Raw genomic sequence first — 19,543 nt, 5'->3', positions numbered from 1 at the left:
GGTAAACCCGTTAAACGTGAACTGGTCACACTTGCAGTGTATGGCCTCAGACGACCGGGGCCAGTTCGTGGCCGCAGGCCAGGCAGTGAGTCAGCCATTCGCCGAGGAACAGGTTGAGCTGGGTCTTCTCGTCCGGCTGGTGCATGGCGGCGTTCGGGTAGCTGTAGATGCTGCGAAAACGCCGGGCATGTTCGGCGCCGACCACTTCGGCCATGCGCGCGTCGTGGTACACCCGCACCTCCAGGCGCGGCACCGGCAGCCATGGCAGGCTGTGCTCCTGACGTACCTGCAGGGTGGTGGTGTAGGGGCAGGCTTCCAGCACCTGCAGCACCAGCACGCCGAGTAGCTGGTCGCCCTGGCTCAGGGCGACGCGACGCTCGCCGGCTTCCTCGCGCATTTCCGGCAGCAGGCGCAGCAGGCGCGCATAGTTGGCTTCGCAAGCGCTCTGCAGCTCGACCAGGTCGACGCGGTAACGCTCGCGCAGCAGGTTCATGACCACAGCCCCCGGACTTCCGTGCGGTTCAGCGCCAGCCATTGCAGGGCGATGATGCTGGCGGCGTTGTTGATGCGCCCGTCCTTCACCGCCTGCAGGGCATCCTCCAGCGGCCAGACATGCACGCGGATGTCCTCGCCTTCCTCGGCCAGGCCGTGCACGCCGCCGGCGCCCTGGCTGTCGCAGCGGCCGACGTACAGGTGCACGCGCTCATCGGAGCCGCCGGGGGAGGGGAAGTAGGTGGTGATCGGCCACAGCGCGCCGAGGGTCAGGTCGGCTTCCTCGATGGCCTCGCGGCGCGCCACTTCCTCGGGTTGCTCGTCCTTGTCGATCAGCCCGGCCACCAGCTCGATCAGCCAGGGGTTGGCGCTTTTTTCCATGGCGCCGACGCGGAACTGCTCGATCAGCACCACGGCATCGCGCTGCGGGTCGTAGGGCAGCACGCAGACGGCATCGTGGCGCACGAACAGCTCGCGGCTGAGCTGCGGGCCCATGGCTCCGGAAAACTGGCGATGGCGCAGGTGCAGGCGCTCCAGCTTGTAGAAACCCTGGAAGCAGGTCTCGCGCTTGAGCACCTCGACATCGGCGTGCGACATGAAAATCCCCTTTCTGGCATGCGGCAGGGTCGGCCCTGCGTAAAGGCTAGTGGATCGGCGCCGACAGCGGTGGGCGGCGGTGTCCGGTTGTCTCGAATGTGCGCGCGCGGACAGGGCTTTGACAAGTCCGTGGCGCGATTGCGGGCAGGTAGGCAAGGCGGGCGCTCGGCCCGTCGCGGCTTGCAGTCCGGCTGGCGCGCCGGAGTGATCGGCGGCTGCGCGGCTCTTGTGGCCATCCAGGCTCGCCGTATTCAGGGCGGGAGCCAGGCGGCAGTCTGGCGCAGCCATCGGTCGAGTTCAACCGGCGGCTGGGCAAAGCGTGCGGGCGCCGGCGATTTTCTGCCGCGCGGCGTGCAACGCTTGGAGAAGCGCCGGCCGCCAGTGACAATGGCGCCCGCGCCACGGTGGGAACAGCCACCCGCTGGCGCAGTCGAACATCGCTCGTTACCCCGCAAGGAATCGCCCATGCGTCTGCCCGCCGTTGCCTGCCTGCTGATTTCGTCCCTGCTGCTCGGGGCCTGCCAGAGCCTGCAGCCTGGATCATCCCCTCTGCCGACCGACGCGCAGCGCTGGGAGCACCTGGCGCCGGGCTGCACGGGCAGCGACTGTGCGCTGGTGAATATCGACCTGCAGCTGCTGCGCGAGCAGCCCGAGCTGAATGCGCGCATCGAGCGTGAGCTGCTCGGCCTGACCATCGAGCTGCCGGGCGATCCGCTGCCAAGCTCGCTGGCCAGCTACGAGCGGGAGTTCCTGGCCAGCGCCAAGCCAGGCTGGAGCAGCTACCTGCAGGCCAAGGTGCTGGAGCAGCATGACCGCCTGGTGGTGATCGAGCTGTCCAGCTACCGCTTCACTGGCGGCGCCCACGGCATTCCCGGGCGCGCCTACCTCAACTTCGACCGCCAGACCGGGCGGGTGCTGAGCCTGCAGGACATGCTGGTGCCGGGCGAAGAGGAGGCCTTCTGGCAGACCGTGCAGCTGGCGCACCAGGCCTGGCTGACGGCCAACGGTCATGACCAGGACGCCGAGTACCTGCGCAGCTGGCCGTTCGAGCGCACCGACAACATCGCCCTGCTGCGCGGCGCGGTGCTGCTCAAGTACGACATCGACCGCATCGCGCCGTACTCCAGCGGTCATCCCGAGCTGAAGGTGCCCTACCCGCGCCTCAACGGCATCCTCAAACCCTACTATTTCCCCGGCCGCGGATAGTCAGGGCGGCGCCGGCAGACCTGGCCGATTGGCTAGACTGAAAGGGCGCTGGCATCTTGCCACTGCTCAGCGCGTCATTCGGGCAAGGACTTCGGCCAGGGGGAAGACATGCGCCTGCTTGCACTGCTGTTCGCCTGCGTTCTGGGCCTCAGCCTGAGGGTCTCGGCCTGCGAGATCAGCCTGATCTACAGCATCGACCCGATCCCGCCGCTGGTCATGGGCGATGGCGAGCAGATTCCCGAACATCCCGGGACTGCCATCGAGCTGCTGCAGCGCGCAGCCGGCGATATCGGCTGCACGCTACTGCTCAAGCGGGCACCGACCCTGCGGGTGCTGGCCTCGGTCGAGTCCGGCAGCCAGGATGGCGCCTTCATCTACGCCTATAACGCCGAGCGAGCGGCGCGCTTCGCCTATCCGCTCAAGGATGGCGCGCCGGATGCGGCGCGCCGGCTCACGTCGCTGGCCTATGTGATCTATCACCGGCGCGGCACCACGCTGGACTGGGATGGCCAGCGCCTGAGCGGTCTGGATAAACCCCTGGGCATCAATCGCGGCTGGTCGATCGGCGAGGATCTGCGCGCCGATGGCATCGCCGTGGAGGAGGCTTCCAGTACCTGGCGCAACCTGGCCAAGCTGCGTGCCGGGCGCCTGGCCGGCTATGTCAGCCTGCGCGAGGCCGGCGATGAAGCCCTGCGCCATTACCAGATCGAGGACGTCGAGCGGATGCCGCTGCCCTTCGTGACCAAGGACTACTTCGTCATCTTCAATCGCGACTTCCAGGCCCGTAACCCGCAGCTGCTCGAGCGCCTGTGGAGCCGCATCGGCCAGTTGCGCGAGGCGACCCTGGCCGAGCTGGCGCTGAAGTATCAGACGATCAAGTACTGAGTGGCGCCCTGGCGGGCGCCGGGGGGATCAGACTGCGGCGATGTCGCGCTGGCGGCCGGCCAGCTTGCCCAGCAGCAGTTGCAGCACGGCGGCCAGGGCCAGTGCCGGCAGGGTCGCGCCGATCTCCGGGGCGAACTTGGCCAGGGCGTGGTACACCACCACGCCGCAGCCCCAGGCCAGCAGGGTGTCCCAGCGCAGGCCGACGCGCGGCGCCAGCTCGGCATGGCGGCGGCGCAGAATGAAGTGGTCGACCAGCACCACGCCGAACAGCGGGGCGAATACCGAACCGATCAGCAGCAGGAAGTTCTGGTACTCGGCCAATGGCGCGAACAGGGCGATCAGGGTGCACAGCGCGCCGATGGCCAGGGCCAGGTGCTCGACCTTGAGGGTCACCAGCGTGCCGCTGGAAACCGCCGCCGAGTGGATGTCGGCGAAGGCGTTTTCCGACTCGTCGAGCAGGATCAGCAGCAGCGGAATCCCCAGGCCGGCGCCAGCCAGGGCCAGCAGCAGGGCATTCATCTCGCCGCTCGGGGCGAACGCCAGGGTGTAGGCCACGCCCAGGCTCATCAGCCACACGTTGCCGCAGAAGAAGCCCAGCGCGGTGCCGGCGAACACCCGCCCGGCGGCCTTGCCGAAGCGCGAGTAGTCGGCGATCAGCGGCAGCCAGGACAGCGGCATGGCGATGGCGATATCGAAGCCCAGGGCGAACGGCAGCGAGCCATCGCCGGCACGCGCCCAGAGGGCGCCGAGGTCGGCCTTGTCGAACAGGTTCCAGGTCAGCCAGGCGCAGGCGCCGAGCAGCAGCCAGATGCCCCACTTGCGCAGCACGCGGCGCACGAAGGTCAGCGGCCCGGTCACCGCCAGCAGGGTGGCCAGGGCGCCGAAGAACAGCGTCCACAGAACCGGGCTGGTCAGTACGCTGCCTTCGCTGAACACCTTGCCGGCCAGCAGGCTGGCGGCGTCGCGCATGACGATGACCTCGAAGGCGCCCCAGCCAACCAGCTGCAGCAGGTTGAGCAGGGCCGGCAGTACCGCGCCCTGGCTGCCCAGGCTGAGCTTGAGCGCCGCCATCGACGACAGCCCGGTATCGCTGCCGATCACCGCCACCGCGCCGAGCAGCAGCACGCCGACCGCCGTGCCGAGCAGGATCGCGCCGATCCCGCCGGCCAGGCCCAGGCCCGGCGCCAGCAGGCCGCCGAGCTGCAGCACCATCAGGCCGATGCCGAGGGAGAACCACAGGGAGCCGAGGTCGCGGGCGCCGAATACCCGCTCGGTGAGCGGTACGGCCATATGAGGTGAGTAGCGGGGAGTGTTCACTGTTTATGGTTCTCTGGGGGGGAGGAGAAAAATCTAGGGTGGCGGGTGTTTCTGGGTTGGCCTGGCATGTCCACGCTGACCGGACTGGATCCCCGCCTGCGCGGGGATGACGCTATCCACTCAGTCATTCCCGCGCACGGTGCTCGTCCAGCTGGCCGAGCAAGGTGGCGCCAGACTATTGTCAAACCTGCTTGTAGATCACCGAGCCTTCGCCCTTGAAGCGCTCGGCCTGCTCGCGAAAGCCGGCCTCGACCGCCTTGCTCTCGTCGGACAGGCCGTTGTCCTTGGCGTAGTCGCGCACTTCCTGGGTGATCTTCATCGAGCAGAACTTCGGCCCGCACATGGAGCAGAAGTGCGCGACCTTGGCCGAGTCCTTGGGCAGGGTTTCGTCGTGGAAGCTGCGCGCGGTGTCCGGGTCGAGGCCGAGGTTGAACTGGTCTTCCCAACGGAACTCGAAGCGCGCCTTGCTCAGGGCGTTGTCGCGGATCTGCGCGCCCGGGTGGCCCTTGGCCAGGTCGGCCGCATGCGCGGCGATCTTGTAGGTGATGATCCCGGTCTTCACGTCATCCTTGTTCGGCAGGCCCAGGTGCTCCTTGGGCGTGACGTAGCAGAGCATGGCGCAGCCGAACCAGCCGATCATCGCCGCGCCGATGCCGCTGGTGATGTGGTCGTAGCCGGGAGCGATATCGGTGGTCAGCGGGCCGAGGGTGTAGAAGGGCGCCTCATCGCAGCACTCCAGCTGCTTGTCCATGTTCTCCTTGATCAGCTGCATCGGCACGTGACCGGGGCCTTCGATCATGGTCTGCACGTCGTGTTTCCAGGCGATCTTGGTCAGCTCGCCGAGGGTCTCCAGTTCGCCGAACTGCGCGGCGTCGTTGGCGTCGGCGATGGAGCCCGGACGCAGGCCGTCGCCCAGCGAGAAGCTGACGTCGTAGGCCTGCATGATTTCGCAGATTTCCTCGAAGTGGGTGTAGAGGAAGTTCTCCTTATGGTGGGCCAGGCACCACTTGGCCATGATCGAGCCGCCACGGCTGACGATGCCGGTCACGCGCTTGGCGGTCAGCGGCACATAGCGCAGCAGCACGCCGGCGTGGATGGTGAAGTAGTCCACGCCCTGCTCGGCCTGCTCGATCAGGGTGTCGCGGAACAGCTCCCAGGTCAGGTCTTCGGCGATGCCGCCGACTTTCTCCAGGGCCTGGTACACCGGCACGGTGCCGATCGGTACCGGGCTGTTGCGGATGATCCACTCGCGGGTCTCGTGGATATGCTTGCCGGTGGACAGATCCATGACCGTGTCCGAACCCCAGCGGATGCCCCAGGTCAGCTTGGCCACTTCCTCTTCAATCGAGGAGCCCAGCGCCGAGTTGCCGATATTGCCGTTGATCTTCACCAGGAAGTTGCGGCCGATGATCATCGGCTCCAGTTCCACGTGATTGATGTTCGCCGGAATAATTGCCCTGCCGCGGGCGATCTCGGCGCGGACGAACTCGGGGGTGATTTCCTTGGGGATGCTGGCGCCGAAGCTGTGACCGGCATGCTGTTCCTTGAGCAGGCCGGCCTCGCGGGCCTCGGCCAGCTTCATGTTCTCGCGGATGGCCACGAACTCCATCTCGGGCGTGATGATGCCCTGCTTGGCGTAGTGCATCTGGCTGACGTTCTTGCCAGCCTTGGCCCGGCGCGGGTTGCGCACATGGGCGAAGCGCATGGCCGAGAGCTCCGCATCGTTGAGGCGGCGCTGGCCGAATTCGGAGGACAGGCCCGGAAGCTTCTCGGTGTCGCCGCGGTCGTCGATCCAGGCGCTGCGCACATCGGCCAGGCCCTGGCGTACGTCGATCTGCATGGTCGGGTCGGTATAGGGGCCGGAGGTGTCGTAGACGGTGACCGGGGCGTTGATCTCGCCGCCGAAGGCGGTGGGCGTCACGTCCAGGCTGATCTCGCGCATCGGCACGCGGATATCCGGGCGCGAACCCTGCACATAGACTTTCTGCGAGCGCGGGAACGGCTGGATCGACTGCTGATCGACCTGGGCGCTTTCGCTGAGTTTCGGCTGGGGTTTGCTGCTCATCGGTTCGACTCCTCGGCTGGATGTCGGAGCGAACCTGATGACGACGGACGCACCACGGGTGGTGCACAGAGAACTCACCCAGGGGCGAGGACATCTTGTTCCCTACGCAGGCCTTAACCTGATCAGGTTCAACGGGATCCGGAACTTTCCGATCTCAGCCTCCGATTCGAGGCACCCCGACAAGAACGACGGCCAGTCTAATCAACCGGCCTGGATAACACCAATATGCTGGATGTATGGATGGTCTAAGCCCTGCGGAAAAAATATAAACTGAACCGGCGAGTAAAGTATTGTTGCAACTCGGCAACAAAGCTTATTGCAAACTAGGCTGTGCTCAGGCCAGCTGTGCCTTGACCACCGCAGGCGGCCACCTTAGCCTTGCCCGATTACCCCCGTATCTAGGACTGATCATGCTACGCAGACTCTCTCTGGCGCTCGCAGTAGCTTCCGCCACCTCTGGCCTGGCCTGGGCTGAAGAATCCGCCCAGGTCGGCAAGACCGACCTGGTAACTGTGTACAACGAGGCGGTGAAGAACAACGCCGACCTGGCGGCTGCCCGTGCCAACTACGGCGCCATCAGCGAAGTGGTACCGCAGGCCCGTGCCGGCCTGCTGCCGAACCTGGCGGCCGGTGCCGATTCGACCAATACCAACACCAAGGTCGATACCCGTCTGCCCGATGACGTGAATGCCGACCGCAGTGGCCTGTCCTATCGGGCCACCCTGAGCCAGCCGCTGTTCCGCGCGGATCGCTGGTTCCAGTACCAGGCGGCCAAGGCCACCAACGAACAGGCCAGCCTGTCGTTGTCGGCCACCGAACAGAACCTGATCCTGCAGAGCGCCGAGACCTACTTCGCCGTGCTGCGTGCCCAGGACACCCTGGCCTCGACCAAGGCCGAAGAGGCGGCGTTCAAGCGTCAGCTGGATCAGGCCAACGAACGCTTCGACGTCGGCCTGTCGGACAAGACCGACGTGCTCGAGGCCCAGGCTGGTTACGACACTTCCCGTGCCAACCGCATCATCGCCGAGCGCAATGTGGAAGACGCCTTCCAGGCCCTGGTCACCCTGACCAGCCACGAATACAGCTCCATCGAAGGCATCAAGCACAGCCTGCCGGTGCTGGCGCCGGCGCCGAACGATGCCAAGGCCTGGGTCGACACCGCCGCTCAGCAGAACCTCAATCTGCAGGCCAGCGACTTCGCCGTGGAAGCGGCCGAAGAAACCCTGCGTCAGCGCAAGGCCGGTCACGCGCCGACCCTGGACGCTGTGGCCCAGTACGAGAAGGGCGACAACGACTCGCTCGGCTTCAGCAACAGCGATCTGTCGCACCCCTACAACGGCGATGCCGAGCAGACCACCATCGGCCTGCAGCTGAACATCCCGATCTACAGCGGTGGCCTGACCAGTTCGCAAGTGCGCGAGGCCTACCAGCGCCTCGACCAGAGCGAGCAGGAGCGCGAGAGCCTGCGTCGCCAGGTGGTGGAAAACACCCGCAACCTGCACCGCGCGGTGAACACCGACGTGGAAACCGTGCAGGCACGCAAGCAGTCGATCATTTCCAACCAGTGCGCCCTGGAAGCCACCGAAATCGGCTACCAGGTCGGTACCCGCAACATCGTCGACGTGCTCGATGCCCAGCGTCAGCTGTACAGCTCGGTGCGCAACTACAACGACGCGCGTTACGACTACATCCTCAACAACCTGCGCCTGAAGCAGGCTGCCGGCACCCTGGCACCGTCCGACCTGGAAGCCCTGTCGGGCTTCCTCAAGGCCGACTACAACCCGGATACCGACTTCCTGCCGCCGGATCTGGCCAAGGCCGCCGAAGCTCAGCTCAAGGGCAACACCGAGTACTGAGTGGCACGCAGCATAAAAAAGCCCGGCATCTGCCGGGCTTTTTTGTGCGCGCCGTTTCAGTTGCCGGGTTGCTGACGGAGCCAGGCCAGGGCACCCAGCCCGGCGGCGCGGCCACTGGCGAAGCAGGCGGTGAGCAGGTAGCCACCGGTCGGCGCCTCCCAGTCGAGCATCTCGCCGGCGCAGAACACCCCCGGCAGCTGGCGCAGCATCAGCTGCCTATCCAGCGCCTCGAAGCGCACGCCGCCGGCACTGCTGATCGCCTCGTCCAGCGGCCGTGGGCGCACCAGCGTCAGCGCCAGGGCCTTGATTGCACTGGCCAGAAGCGCCGGGTCGGCGAACTGTTCGGCCGTGGTCAGCTCGCGCAGCAGGGCGGCCTTGACCCCGTCGAGGCCCAGCTGGCTGTGCAGGTGCTTGGCCATGGAGCGCGAGCCGCGCGGCTTGCGCAGGGCCGCCTCGACCTTGTCCAGCGGGCGATCCGGCAGCAGGTCGAGGTGCAGGGTGCTACTGCCTTGCTGGTCGATCTGCTCGCGGATGGCGGCCGACAGGGCATACACCAGGCTGCCTTCCACACCGCTGGCGGTGAGCACGAACTCGCCGCGCCGCGGCGCCGTGCCGGGCAGGTTGAGGGTCACGTTCTTCAGTGGCGCGCCAGCGAACTTGTCGCGCAGCAGGGCGCTCCAGGCTGTCACCTCGAAGCCGCAGTTGGCCGGCTGCAGGGCGGCGATCTCCACCCCGCGCTCCTGCAGCAGCGGCAGCCAGGCGCCGTCCGAACCCAGCCGCGCCCAGCTGCCGCCGCCCAGGGCCAGCACGCAGGCATCGGCCTGGATCGCCTGCTCGCCGGCGGCGCCCTGGATGCGCAGGCTGCCGTCGGCGTTCCAGCCCAGCCAGCGGCTGCGGGTGTGGATCTGCACCCCGGCTTCGCGCAGGCGCTTGAGCCAGGCGCGCAGCAGCGGCGCGGCCTTCATGTCGCTGGGGAACACGCGGCCGGAGGTGCCGACGAAGGTGTCGATGCCCAGGCCGTGGATCCAGGCGCGCAGGGTATCGGCATCGAAGTCGGCGAGCAGCGCGGCGATCTCGTCCTGGCGTTCACGGTAGCGGCCGAGAAAGGCCGGCTTGGCCTCCGCATGAGTGATGTTCATCCCGCCGACCCCGGCCAGGAGGAACTTGCGCCCGACCGAGGGCATGGCGTCGAACAGCTCGACCCGCACCCCGCCGGTGGCCAGCACCTCGGCGGCCATCAGCCCGGCGGGGCCGCCGCCAATGATGGCGACAGAGAACTGCTTGGCTGGGCTGGGCTGGGTCATTGCGGTTGATCGATAAGGAAACGGGGCGCCATTCTAACCGAGCATGCTGTCCAGTACCCGCCGGGCGCTGTGATGGAGGATGCCGTGGCGCCGGGCCAGCACGGTACGATCCTTGTCGTAGCCGCCACCAATCAGGCCGACCACCGGGATCTCGCGCTCCAGGCAATGGCGCAGTACCGCCTCATCGCGGGCAGCGATGCCGGCGTCGCTCAGCTGCAGATGGCCGAGGGCGTCGTTCTGATGCACGTCGACACCGGCGTCGTACAGCACGATATCCGGCTGATACAGCGGCAGCAGGTAGCCCAGGCTGTCGTTGACCACCTTGAGGTAGTCGGCGTCGCCCATGCCGATCGGCAGGCCGATGTCCCAGTCGCTGCTGGCCTTGCGCGCCGGGAAGTTCTTCTCGCAGTGCAGCGACACGGTAACCGCGTCCGCCACGTTCTCCAGGATGCGCGCGGTGCCGTCGCCCTGGTGCACGTCGCAGTCGTAGATCAGCACCCGCCCGGCCTTGCCGCTTTCCAGCAGGTAGAGGGCGAGCACCGCCAGGTCGTTGAAGATGCAGAAACCGGAGGCGTGGTCGCGGTGCGCATGGTGGGTGCCGCCGGCGAGGTGGCAGGCGATGCCATGCTGCAGCGCCTGCTCGGCGGCCAGCAGCGAGCCGCCGACGGCGCGAATGGTGCGCCGGGCCAGGGCTTCGCTCCAGGGCAGGCCGAGGCGGCGCTGCTCGTCGTGGCTCAGCTCGCCGGCGAGAAAGCGCTCGATATAGGCCGGGCAGTGGGCCAGGGCCAGCACCTCGGGCGGGCACAGCTCGGGGCGCAACAGGGCTGCATCATCGGTCAGGCCGCTGTCGATCAGGTGATCGCGCAGCAGGCGGAACTTCTCCATCGGAAAGCGATGGCCGGCGGGGAAGGGCGGGCTGTAGTCGTCGTGATAGACCAGCGGCAGGTACATCGTCGGCTCTCGCGGCAGGGCGTCAGGCAGTATGCTGTGGGCCTGACGAGGGGCTCAAGGTGCAGACCATGCAAGCGATCGAATTGCACAGCGCGCGTTTGCGCCTGCGTGCCTGGCGCGACGCCGACCTGGCCGGCTTTGCCGCGCTGAACGCCGATGCCGAGGTGATGCGCCACTTTCCCGGGGTGATGAGCACGGCCGAAAGCCTGGTGCTGGCGCAGCGCATTCGCGAACACTTCGCCGCGCACGGCTTCGGCTCGTGGGTGCTGGAGCGCCACGATGAGCCCGGGCTGATCGGTGTGCTCGGCCTGCAGCGGGTGAGCTTCGAGGCCGCTTTCACCCCGGCGGTGGAAATCGCCTGGCGTCTGCATCCGGCCTTCTGGCGCCAGGGCTATGCACGGGAGGCAGCGCAGGCCGCGTTGCAGTGTGCCTTCACCCAGCTGGGGCTGGACGAGGTGCTGGCCTTTACCGTGCCGGCCAACCTGCCGTCGCAGGGGTTGATGCAGCGCCTGGGCATGCAGCGCGATGCGGCCGGCGACTTCGAGCACCCGCGCCTGCCTGCGGGCCACCCGCTGCGCCCGCATGTGCTCTATCGCCTGTCACGCCAGGCCTGGCTGGAGGCGGTGGATGGACACTGAGCAGCAGGTGCGCGCCTATCACCAGTTGAGCAAGCACCAGCCGCAGCGCTATGCGCCTGGGCCTGGCCAGCTCGACTGGGCCACCCAGCCGGCGCCGTTCCGCCGCTATGCCGGGGCGCGCCTGATCGAGCTGTGGCAGCGCCCGCAGGAGGAGTCACCGGGCTACGACGCGGTGTTCGCCGCACTGCTGGGGGCGCCGGCGCCACTGAACCGCGCCAGTATCTCCCAGCTGCTGTACGACAGCCTGGCGCTGTCGGCCTGGAAGGAGAGTGGCGGCAGCCGCTGGGCACTGCGGGTCAATCCGTCGTCCGGCAACCTGCACCCTACCGAGGCCTACCTGCTGTTGCCGCCCGGCGCGCTGGAGGAGCAGGGCCTGCTTGCCCACTACGCGCCGGACATACATGGCCTGGAAGTGCGCGGTGAGCTGGCGCCGGCGCTGGGCCAACAACTGGCCGCGGCATTGCCGGCCGGTGGCTTCCTCCTTGGCCTGGCCAGCATCGCCTGGCGCGAGGCGTGGAAGTACGGTGAGCGTGCCTACCGCTACTGCCAGCATGACCTGGGCCATGCCCTGGCCGCCGTGGCCATCGCCGCCAGCGTGCAGGGCTGGCAGGTACGCCTGCTGCGCGGTGTGGCCGAGTCGCATCTGGATGGCCTGCTGGGCCTGGATCGCGAGGGTTTCCACGAAGCCGAATATGGCGATTGTCTGCTGTGGATCGGCCCGGCGCAGGCTCACGAGTTCCGCCTGCCGGCCAACCTGCTGCAGGGCCTGGCCGTGCTGGAACTGAGCGGTACGCCCAATCGCCTGTCGCGGGCCTATCGGGATTGGCCGGAGCTGGCTCGGGTACAGGCGCTGTGCCGGGCACCGGCGCTGCCGGCCGTATCCTGGGACGCAGCGGCGGGTGTGGCGGCGGTGGACAACCCCGGCCTGCCGCTGCGGCCGATCCTGCACCGGCGGCGCAGTGCCCAGGCCTTCGACGGGCGCAGCGGCATCCAGGCCGAGTTGCTGTTCGCCTGGCTGCGCCGGCTGTTGCCCAGCCATTCACCAATCCCTTTCGCCGTCACCGGCGAGCCGCCGCAGGTCGACCTGCTGCTGTTCGTCCACCGCGTGCAGGGCCTGGAGCCCGGTCTGTACTGGCTGGCCCGTGGTGACGACGAGGCCCAGGCGGACGGCCTGCGGGCGGATTTCGCCTGGCAGCGCGTGCATGCCGAGCTGCCGCTGTATCGCCTGCTGTCGGGTGATGCCCGTGGCCTGGCCGGTTTCCTCAGCTGCGGCCAGGACATCGCCAGCGATGGTTGCCTGGCCGTGGCCATGCTGGCGCGCTTCGACACGGCGCTGGCGGCAGGTGCCTGGCACTACCCGCGGCTGTACTGGGAGTGCGGGCAGATCGGCCAGCTGCTGTATCTGGAGGCCGAGGCGGCGGGGCTGTCCGGCACCGGTATCGGCTGCTTCTTCGACGATCAGGTGCACGAATTGCTCGAACTGGCCGACAGCCGCTGGCAAAGCCTTTACCATTTCACCATTGGCCGCGCGCTGTGGGACGACCGCCTGAGCAGCCTGCCGGCCTATGCCGAATTGAGACGACCGCCGCCGCACCGGGGCGCCGAGGAGTGAAGTAGATGAGTCGCGTATTGGATGATCTGGTTGCCCTGCTGAGCCTGGAGGCCATCGAGGAGAACCTGTTCCGCGGCGTCAGCCAGGATCTCGGCTTTCGCCAGCTGTTCGGCGGCCAGGTGCTCGGCCAGTCGCTGTCGGCGGCCAGCCAGACGGTGGAGCAGGCGCGCCATGTGCACTCGCTGCACGGCTACTTCCTGCGTCCGGGCGATGCCACGCTGCCGGTGGTCTACCAGGTCGACCGGGTACGCGACGGCGGCAGCTTCACCACCCGCCGGGTTACCGCGGTGCAGAAGGGCCAGCCGATCTTCACCTGCGCGGCGTCGTTCCAGGCCGATGAGGAAGGCTTCCATCACCAGATCCAGATGCCCGACGTGCCCGGCCCGGAAGAGCTGAAGTCGGAGACCGAGCTGGCGCGTATGGTCGAGCACCTGTTGCCGGAGCGCATGCGCGAGCGGGCGGTGAGCGCCAAGCCGATCGAGATCCGCCCGGTGACCCGCAGCAACCCCTTCGATCCCAAGCCGTGCGAGCCGGCCAAGCATGTGTGGTTCCGCGCCGACGGCGCTCTGCCGGACATCCCGGCGATCCACAAGTACATCCTCGCCTACGCCTCGGACTTCAACCTGCTGACCACCTCGATGCTGCCCCACGGCGTGTCGGTGTGGCAGAAGTTCATGCAGGTGGCCAGCCTCGACCATTCGCTGTGGTTCCACCGCGACCTGCGCGCCGATGAGTGGCTGCTGTACACCATGGACAGCCCCTGGGCCGGCAACGCCCGCGGCTTTGCCCGCGGCAGCATCTTCAACCGCCAGGGCGAGCTGGTCGCCTCGGTGGCCCAGGAGGGACTGATCCGCCTGCGCGAGGACTGGAGGTGAGGTTATGCGCTGCCCGCCACTGGGTGTTCGACATGGACGGCACCCTGACCATCGCCGTGCATGATTTCCCGGCGATCAAGCGGGCGCTGAATATCCCGCAGGAGCACGACATCCTCCATCACCTGGCCGCCTTGCCGGAGGCAGAAGCCCAGGCCAAGCACGCCTGGCTGCTGGAGCACGAGCGCGAACTGGCCATCGCCTCGGTGGCCGCACCTGGTGCGGTGGAGCTGGTGCGCGCCCTGCATGCGCGCGGCTGTCGCCTCGGCATTCTCACCCGCAATGCCCATGAACTGGCGCTGCTGACCCTGGCCGCCATCGGCCTCGGCGACTGCTTCGCCAGCGCCGATGTGGTCGGCCGCGAAGAGGCACCGCCCAAGCCCGACCCAGGCGGCCTGCTGCACCTGGCCGCGCAGTGGGGCGTGGCGCCGGAGCAACTGGTGATGGTCGGTGACTATCGCTTCGACCTCGACTGCGCCCGCGCCGCCGGCGCCAGCAGCGTGCTGGTCAACCTGGCGGAAAATCCCTGGCCGGAGCTGACCGACCATCATGCGCTGGACTGTGCCGAGCTGCTGGAACGGCTGGGTTAGATCCGTGTGGGAAGGCCCTCACCCCTGGCCCCTCTCCCGGAGGGAGAGGGGGAGTTGTGCGCAGGTGGTTGCTGGTGAGGTCACCCCTCTCCCCCTGGGAGAGGGGCTGGGGGTGAGGGGCTGCTAGGCTATGCGGACAATCAGGAAAGGACTCCTGCCATGCGCCGCAAATCCCCTCTCGATTCCTCCCAGCTCGAGTTCGCTCGTCAACTAAGACACGCCGCCACCGATGCCGAGACCTTGCTCTGGCGCCATTTGCGCAGCCGGCAGCTGGCTGACCGCAAGTTCCGCCGCCAGCATCCGGTGCCACCTTATGTGCTGGATTTCTACTGCGAGGAACTGCGTCTTGGCATAGAGCTGGATGGCGCGCAGCACTATCTGGATGAAGGCCGAGGGCATGATCGGCAGCGAGCTGGGTACCTGCGTAGCCAAGGCATTCGCCTGCTGCGTTTCAGTAACCGCGAGGTACTGCTGGAGCTGCCGGCCGTATTGGAGCGTATTTACCTGGTGGCCACTTCACCCTCACCCCTGGCCCCTCTCCCGGAGGGAGAGGGGAAATAGTTCGCAGGTCGCTTGGGAGTGATCACCCCTCTCCCCCTGGGAGAGGGGCAGGGGTGAGGGAGCTCCAGCCCCCTCGGTCTTCAATAGCGGTAGGTACCGCCCTGAATCGCCGTATGCAGCTCGGCGTTCACCATCACATAGCTCTCCGTACCGGGCAGCCAGGCGTACAGCGGGTCGGCGCAGCGCTGGGGGTCGAAGCCCTGATCCTTGAGTGGCGCCTTCTTGTGCTTGAAGGTGCCGGTGGTTTCCATCTTCTCGCTCAGGCGCAGGAACAGCGGCACCGCGTAGGGCGGCAGCTCGCGGCGCAGTTCGGCGAGCAGGCCCTGGAAATCGAAGTCCGCCGGGGCGCGATCCAGGCGGATGCAGGCCATGCCGGCGCGGCCGTTGGTGCCGGCGATCTCCACCCCGTAGACCACCGCCTCGCCGACTCCGGCGATGCCATCGAGCACCGCCTCCACCTCGGTGGTGGAGACGTTCTCGCCCTTCCAACGGAAGGTGTCGCCGAGGCGGTCGACGAACTGCGCATGGCGCCAGCCCTGGTGCAGCATCAGGTCGCCGGTGTTGAACCAGGCGTCACCCGGCTTGAACACGTCGCGCAGGATGCAGCTCTCGGTCTTGGCCGGATCGGTGTAGCCGTGGAACGGCGTCTTCGCGGTGATCTCGCCGATCAGCAGGCCGGCCTCGCCGGGCTGCACCCGCTGCAGGCGGCCGCGCTCGTCGCGCAGCGGCGCCTCGCTGTCGCGGTCGTAGCGGACGATGGCGTAGGGGTAGGGGGTGAAGCCCACCGTGTTGTCCAGGTTGAGCAGGTTGGTGAAGCCGATGTTGCCCTCGCTGGAGGCGTAGAACTCGACCACCCGCTGGATGCCGAAGCGCTGCTTGAAGGTGCCCCAGATGGCCGGGCGCATGCCGTTGCCGACCATGATGCGCAGCGGGTTGTCGGCATCGTCCGGGCGTGCCGGCTGCTCCAGCAGGTAACGGCACAGCTCGCCGACATAGCCGAAGGCGCTGGCGCGGTGGCGCCGCACTTCGTCGAGGAAGCGGCTGGCGCTGAACTTGCGCACCATGATCAATGCCGCTCCGGCGGACAGCACCGAGCCCCAGCACACCGTCATGGCGGTGGCGTGGTAGAAGGGCAGGCTGCAGAACAGGCGGTCGTCATGGCGCAGGCGCACGGCGCCGTAGCCGAAGATGCCGTAGCCCTTGAGGAAGCGTCCGTGGTTGAACACCACGGCCTTGGGCAGGCCGGTGGTGCCCGAGGTGTAGATGTAGAAGCAGGGATCCTCTGCCTGCACCGGGCGCGCCAGCAGCGGTGGCGTATCCGGCTGCTGTGCCAGCTCGGCGGCCGGGTGCTGCCAGCCGGCCGGAGCCTGGCCGGGGTCGCGCCAGGTCGGGCGGTCGGCGAAGTAGTAGCGGGCGTCGGCCGGCAGCTGCAGCTGCTCCTGCACTTCCGCGAAGGCGCCCAGCAGCTCCTCGCCGACCAGGGCGATGCGTGGCTTCACCAGGTTGATGCTGTGCGCCAGCACCTGGCCGCGCTGGCTGCTGTTGAGCAGCGCGCTGACCACGCCGAGCTTGGCGCAGGCGATCACGCAGGCCAGCAGTTCCAGGCGGTTCTCCAGCAGCAGTACGGCGCAGTCGCCCTGGGCCAGGCCGCCGCCACGCAGGCGGTGGGCCAGGCGATTGGCCCACTGGTCGAGTTCGACGTAGCTCAGCTGCTCATCGCCCTGGATCAGCGCGATGCCCTGCGGGTTGCTGCGCGCAGCGCGCTCCACGCAGTCGGCCAGGCCGCCGACGGCACTGCCGCGGGCGCGGCTGGCCAGGCGCAGGCCGCGGACGATGCCGGGCAGGCCGGCGAGCAGGTAGGGCACGCGCGTCAGCAGGCGCGGCAGGGTGAGAACGGCGGACGGGTTCATGGGGATTCCTGCGCAGTGTTGTTGTTATTGCCTGACAATCTACGCAAGGGGGCGGCGACCTGTTGATAGCCGCAGGTCGCAACAGACTGGCAATTGGTCTCACGGCTGGCGCACACTCGGTTCACCTGCCACCGGTGAAAGGATTTGCCATGCTGGACACCGCCCCGAGCGCCACCGCCTCGCTGCTGCTCGATCTCTACCAGAACCTGCGTCGCCTGCAGCTGGCCGGCCCGGCCGATCTGGCCGAGCTGGGCCTGGCTCCCGAGCCGCGTCTGGATCTGGAGGCGCGCATTCCGGTGGCCTGGTTGCTGCGCCTGTGGCAGCTGGCCGCCGAGCGCGGCGCGCCGGCCGACCTCGGCCTGCAGCTGGGTCAGCAGCGCGGCCTGCAGAGCCGCGGCCCGGTGGCCAACCTGGCGGCGATGAGCGCCACCATCGGCGAGGCGCTGGAGCTGTTCAGCCGCCACAGCCCGGTAATGAGCGAGTGCGAGAACCTGCGCGTCGAGCAGCTCGGCGAGCGGGTGCGCATCGGCTTCCTGTTCACCGCGCCGCTGGCCGGTTACCCCATGGCCTGCGAATACAGCCTGAGTTCGGCGCTGTGCTGGGGACGGCAGATGAGCGGGGTACGCCTGTTGCCATTGCGGGTGGGCTTTCGCCATATGCCGCTGGCCGGCTCCGCCAGCTACCGGCAGATCCTCGGTTGCCCGGTGCGTTTCGGCGAGCCGCTGGACTATATCGAGATGGCGGCGGCGGACATGCAGCTGCCGCTGCACAGTGGCAACGACTACCTCAAGGGCCTGCTGCTGCAGCGGGTCAGCGACATGCAGGCGCAGCTGCCGAGCCACCACAGCCTGCGCCAGCAGGTGCTGCACCTGATCGAACTGGGTCTGGTCGATGGCGCCTTCTCGGTGCAGGCGGTGGCGCAGCGTCTGCACACCAGCCGGCAGACCCTGCACCGCCACCTGCGCGAAGAAGGCTGCAGCTTCTCCGCGCTGCTCGCCGAAGTCCGCCGCGAGCACGCCCTGCGCCGTCTGCAGCAGAGCGATTGCCGGATCGAGCGGCTCAGCCGCGAGCTCGGCTTTGCCGAGCCGAGCGCCTTCTACAAGGCGTTCAAGGGCTGGTTCGGCGTGTCGCCCAAGGCCTATCAGGAACGGCGGTAGGGCGGCGGCAAGCCGCGTTCAGTACGCCACGCGGATTTCATCCGCCCTAGAGTTTGGCCGCGCGGAAGGTGTCGCAGCGGCCGACCTGGCCCTGCTCGAAGCCGGCCTTGAACCAGCGTACGCGCTGGGCCGAGGTGCCGTGGGTGAAGGAGTCCGGCATCACGGTGCCGCGCGCCTGTTTCTGCAGGCGGTCGTCGCCGATGGCGTTGGCGGCGGTCAGGGCTTCTTCCAGGTCACCCGGCTCCAGCCAGTTCAGGCGCTGCTGGGCGTGGTGCGCCCAGACCCCGGCCAGGCAGTCGGCCTGCAGCTCCTGGCGTACCAGCAGGCCGTTGTCGCCCTCGACCCGGTCGCCGCGCTGGCGCGCCGCGTTGATCTTGGCCGAGACGCCGAGCAGGGTCTGCACATGGTGGCCGACCTCATGGGCGATCACGTAGGCCTGGGCGAAGTCGCCGGCAGCGGCGAAGCGGGTTTCCAGCTCGCGGAAGAAGCTCAGGTCGAGGTAGACCTGATGGTCGCCGGGGCAGTAGAACGGACCGACCGCGGCATCGGCGAAGCCGCACGCGGAGTTGACCCCACCGTTGAACAGCACCAGCTTGGGATCCTGATACTGCTTGCCGGCAGCCTGGAAGATGGCGCGCCAGGTGTCCTCGGTATCGCCCAGCACGGCGCGGACGAATTCGCGCTGCGGGTCGTTGGCGGCCGGCGCCGACTGCTGCTGCACGCTCACGCCGCCTTGCTGCACGGCCTGGCCGGCCAGGTTGCCGAGGATGGTCAGCGGATCCTGGCCCATCAGCAGGCCGATCACCACCACCACGGCGATGCCGCCCAGGCTGAGGCCCTTGCCGCCGCCGAAGCGCATGCCGCCTCCGCCACCGCCACGGGCATCCACCACGTTGTCGCTGCGACGAGCCTTTTCCCAGCGCATGGCCGTTCTCCCTTGCCGAAAAGGCTTTCAGTGTCGCTGCTGGGGCGGGAGGGCGCCAGTCCGGCGGTCAGTGCGCCGGATAGTCGGCGACCACCCGCTCCTGGCCATCCTGCTGCAGGCCGAGCACCTGGTAGGCGTCGTGGCGCTCGCCCATTTCCATGCCCGGCGAGCCGGCTGGCATGCCGGGCACGGCCAGTCCGCGCAGATCCGGCTGGTTGCGCAGTTTGAGCACGTCGGCAGCCGGCACATGGCCCTCGACGAACTTGCCGTCGAGCACTCCGGTGTGACAGGAGGCCAGGCGCGGCGGTACGCCGAGGCGCTGCTTGAGCGCGCTCATGTCGTTCTCGACATGGTCGTTGACCTGAATGCCATTGGCCTGCAGATGGCTGATCCAGGCCTTGCAGCAGCCGCAGTTGGGGTCGCGGTAGACATCCATGACCGGGCCGGCCGCCTGGGCGGTGGTGGCGAACAGCAGGGTAGCGAGCAGCAGCGGGCGCATGGCGCAATCTCCAGGACGGGAGGTTGCAGAATAGCGCGGGCCGCCGCATTGCCCCAGGCCGCGACTGTTACCGGGTGCGACCCGAGCGGCTACTATGCGCACAACG

18 protein-coding genes and 1 riboswitch are annotated in these 19,543 nt (G+C 67.9%); of the genes, 9 read left to right on the top strand and 9 right to left on the bottom strand.

The features are described 5' to 3' along the window. Positions 1–46 precede the first annotated feature (46 nt). On the bottom strand, positions 47–499 hold the full coding sequence (locus A9179_RS19105) for a DUF1249 domain-containing protein (protein ID WP_187807788.1): 453 nt from the start codon (positions 497–499) through the stop codon (positions 47–49). Further along, positions 490–1,089: an NUDIX domain-containing protein gene (locus A9179_RS19100; protein ID WP_187807787.1), complete on the bottom strand. Its 600-nt coding sequence runs from the start codon at positions 1,087–1,089 to the stop codon at positions 490–492. The genes A9179_RS19105 and A9179_RS19100 overlap by 10 nt, the downstream gene beginning before the upstream one ends. A 465-nt stretch (positions 1,090–1,554) precedes the next feature. Between A9179_RS19100 and A9179_RS19095 the strand changes: the two genes are divergently transcribed. Both A9179_RS19095 and A9179_RS19090 read left to right on the top strand, forming a co-directional pair. Continuing rightward, positions 1,555–2,295, top strand: a complete 741-nt coding sequence (locus tag A9179_RS19095) for an RsiV family protein (RefSeq protein ID WP_187807786.1) — start codon at positions 1,555–1,557, stop codon at positions 2,293–2,295. 108 nt (positions 2,296–2,403) lie between these two features. After that, complete coding sequence (locus A9179_RS19090) at positions 2,404–3,180, top strand: substrate-binding periplasmic protein (RefSeq protein WP_187807785.1); 777 nt, start codon at positions 2,404–2,406, stop codon at positions 3,178–3,180. Positions 3,181–3,207: 27 nt separating this feature from the next. On the opposite strand, the gene cytX is transcribed toward A9179_RS19090, so the two are convergent. Continuing rightward, complete coding sequence (cytX, locus tag A9179_RS19085) at positions 3,208–4,470, bottom strand: putative hydroxymethylpyrimidine transporter CytX (RefSeq protein WP_187808636.1); 1,263 nt, start codon at positions 4,468–4,470, stop codon at positions 3,208–3,210. 208 nt (positions 4,471–4,678) lie between these two features. After that, positions 4,679–6,562 carry a phosphomethylpyrimidine synthase ThiC gene (gene thiC, locus A9179_RS19080; protein ID WP_187807784.1) on the bottom strand — a complete coding sequence of 628 codons (1,884 nt, stop codon included), beginning with the start codon at positions 6,560–6,562 and terminating at the stop codon, positions 4,679–4,681. Positions 6,563–6,644: 82 nt separating this feature from the next. After that, positions 6,645–6,751, bottom strand: a riboswitch (TPP riboswitch). Between the two features lie 221 nt (positions 6,752–6,972). Between thiC and A9179_RS19075 the strand changes: the two genes are divergently transcribed. Next, entirely contained in the window at positions 6,973–8,418 is a 1,446-nt protein-coding gene (locus tag A9179_RS19075) for a TolC family outer membrane protein (protein ID WP_187807783.1), read from the top strand. A gap of 56 nt (positions 8,419–8,474) precedes the next feature. On the opposite strand, the gene A9179_RS19070 is transcribed toward A9179_RS19075, so the two are convergent. Further along, a complete protein-coding gene (locus tag A9179_RS19070; protein ID WP_187807782.1) occupies positions 8,475–9,722 on the bottom strand; it encodes a TIGR03862 family flavoprotein in 1,248 nt (415 codons plus the stop codon). Between the two features lie 33 nt (positions 9,723–9,755). Further along, complete coding sequence (locus A9179_RS19065) at positions 9,756–10,673, bottom strand: histone deacetylase family protein (RefSeq protein ID WP_187807781.1); 918 nt, start codon at positions 10,671–10,673, stop codon at positions 9,756–9,758. A 68-nt stretch (positions 10,674–10,741) separates the two neighbouring features. Between A9179_RS19065 and A9179_RS19060 the strand changes: the two genes are divergently transcribed. From A9179_RS19060 to A9179_RS19040, 5 genes are all read left to right on the top strand, one after another. Next, positions 10,742–11,311: a GNAT family N-acetyltransferase gene (locus A9179_RS19060; protein WP_187807780.1), complete on the top strand. Its 570-nt coding sequence runs from the start codon at positions 10,742–10,744 to the stop codon at positions 11,309–11,311. After that, positions 11,301–12,923, top strand: a complete 1,623-nt coding sequence (locus A9179_RS19055; protein WP_187807779.1) for a SagB/ThcOx family dehydrogenase — start codon at positions 11,301–11,303, stop codon at positions 12,921–12,923. Before A9179_RS19060 ends, A9179_RS19055 begins: the two co-directional genes overlap by 11 nt. 5 nt (positions 12,924–12,928) lie before the next feature. After that, positions 12,929–13,798: an acyl-CoA thioesterase II gene (gene tesB / locus A9179_RS19050; RefSeq protein ID WP_187807778.1), complete on the top strand. Its 870-nt coding sequence runs from the start codon at positions 12,929–12,931 to the stop codon at positions 13,796–13,798. Next, positions 13,795–14,385: an HAD family hydrolase gene (locus A9179_RS19045; RefSeq protein WP_187807777.1), complete on the top strand. Its 591-nt coding sequence runs from the start codon at positions 13,795–13,797 to the stop codon at positions 14,383–14,385. Before tesB ends, A9179_RS19045 begins: the two co-directional genes overlap by 4 nt. A 159-nt stretch (positions 14,386–14,544) precedes the next feature. Next, positions 14,545–14,946: an endonuclease domain-containing protein gene (locus A9179_RS19040; protein ID WP_187807776.1), complete on the top strand. Its 402-nt coding sequence runs from the start codon at positions 14,545–14,547 to the stop codon at positions 14,944–14,946. A gap of 80 nt (positions 14,947–15,026) precedes the next feature. Here the strand turns inward: A9179_RS19040 and A9179_RS19035 are convergent, their stop codons facing one another. Then, complete coding sequence (locus tag A9179_RS19035) at positions 15,027–16,856, bottom strand: long-chain-acyl-CoA synthetase (protein ID WP_187807775.1); 1,830 nt, start codon at positions 16,854–16,856, stop codon at positions 15,027–15,029. 149 nt (positions 16,857–17,005) lie between these two features. On the opposite strand from A9179_RS19035, the gene A9179_RS19030 reads away from it, so the two are divergent. Then, positions 17,006–18,013 carry an AraC family transcriptional regulator gene (locus tag A9179_RS19030; protein ID WP_187807774.1) on the top strand — a complete coding sequence of 336 codons (1,008 nt, stop codon included), beginning with the start codon at positions 17,006–17,008 and terminating at the stop codon, positions 18,011–18,013. Between the two features lie 46 nt (positions 18,014–18,059). On the opposite strand, the gene ypfJ is transcribed toward A9179_RS19030, so the two are convergent. Both ypfJ and A9179_RS19020 read right to left on the bottom strand, forming a co-directional pair. Next, positions 18,060–18,938: a KPN_02809 family neutral zinc metallopeptidase gene (gene ypfJ, locus A9179_RS19025; RefSeq protein ID WP_187807773.1), complete on the bottom strand. Its 879-nt coding sequence runs from the start codon at positions 18,936–18,938 to the stop codon at positions 18,060–18,062. 67 nt (positions 18,939–19,005) lie between these two features. Further along, positions 19,006–19,437 (bottom strand): DUF411 domain-containing protein, encoded by a 432-nt coding sequence (locus A9179_RS19020; RefSeq protein WP_187807772.1) that lies wholly within the window; start codon positions 19,435–19,437, stop codon positions 19,006–19,008. Positions 19,438–19,543: the final 106 nt, after the last annotated feature.

The organism is Pseudomonas alcaligenes (genome assembly GCF_014490745.1).
Classification (GTDB): Bacteria; Pseudomonadota; Gammaproteobacteria; order Pseudomonadales; family Pseudomonadaceae; genus Aquipseudomonas; species Aquipseudomonas alcaligenes_C.
The sequence above is the reverse complement of the archived record's forward strand: the minus strand, read 5'-3'. Positions and strand labels throughout refer to the sequence as shown.

What these genes read in the sequence shown, in the direction of transcription:
- A9179_RS19100 (WP_187807787.1), bottom strand. Translation starts at nt 1,089, where the DNA reads ATGTCGCACGCCGATGTCGAGGTGCTCAAGCGCGAGACCTGCTTCCAG.
- A9179_RS19095 (WP_187807786.1), top strand. Translation starts at nt 1,555, where the DNA reads ATGCGTCTGCCCGCCGTTGCCTGCCTGCTGATTTCGTCCCTGCTGCTC.
- A9179_RS19090 (WP_187807785.1), top strand. Translation starts at nt 2,404, where the DNA reads ATGCGCCTGCTTGCACTGCTGTTCGCCTGCGTTCTGGGCCTCAGCCTG.
- cytX (WP_187808636.1), bottom strand. Translation starts at nt 4,470, where the DNA reads ATGGCCGTACCGCTCACCGAGCGGGTATTCGGCGCCCGCGACCTCGGC.
- thiC (WP_187807784.1), bottom strand. Translation starts at nt 6,562, where the DNA reads ATGAGCAGCAAACCCCAGCCGAAACTCAGCGAAAGCGCCCAGGTCGAT.
- A9179_RS19075 (WP_187807783.1), top strand. Translation starts at nt 6,973, where the DNA reads ATGCTACGCAGACTCTCTCTGGCGCTCGCAGTAGCTTCCGCCACCTCT.
- A9179_RS19070 (WP_187807782.1), bottom strand. Translation starts at nt 9,722, where the DNA reads ATGACCCAGCCCAGCCCAGCCAAGCAGTTCTCTGTCGCCATCATTGGC.
- A9179_RS19065 (WP_187807781.1), bottom strand. Translation starts at nt 10,673, where the DNA reads ATGTACCTGCCGCTGGTCTATCACGACGACTACAGCCCGCCCTTCCCC.
- A9179_RS19060 (WP_187807780.1), top strand. Translation starts at nt 10,742, where the DNA reads ATGCAAGCGATCGAATTGCACAGCGCGCGTTTGCGCCTGCGTGCCTGG.
- A9179_RS19055 (WP_187807779.1), top strand. Translation starts at nt 11,301, where the DNA reads ATGGACACTGAGCAGCAGGTGCGCGCCTATCACCAGTTGAGCAAGCAC.
- tesB (WP_187807778.1), top strand. Translation starts at nt 12,929, where the DNA reads ATGAGTCGCGTATTGGATGATCTGGTTGCCCTGCTGAGCCTGGAGGCC.
- A9179_RS19040 (WP_187807776.1), top strand. Translation starts at nt 14,545, where the DNA reads ATGCGCCGCAAATCCCCTCTCGATTCCTCCCAGCTCGAGTTCGCTCGT.
- A9179_RS19035 (WP_187807775.1), bottom strand. Translation starts at nt 16,856, where the DNA reads ATGAACCCGTCCGCCGTTCTCACCCTGCCGCGCCTGCTGACGCGCGTG.
- A9179_RS19030 (WP_187807774.1), top strand. Translation starts at nt 17,006, where the DNA reads ATGCTGGACACCGCCCCGAGCGCCACCGCCTCGCTGCTGCTCGATCTC.
- ypfJ (WP_187807773.1), bottom strand. Translation starts at nt 18,938, where the DNA reads ATGCGCTGGGAAAAGGCTCGTCGCAGCGACAACGTGGTGGATGCCCGT.
- A9179_RS19020 (WP_187807772.1), bottom strand. Translation starts at nt 19,437, where the DNA reads ATGCGCCCGCTGCTGCTCGCTACCCTGCTGTTCGCCACCACCGCCCAG.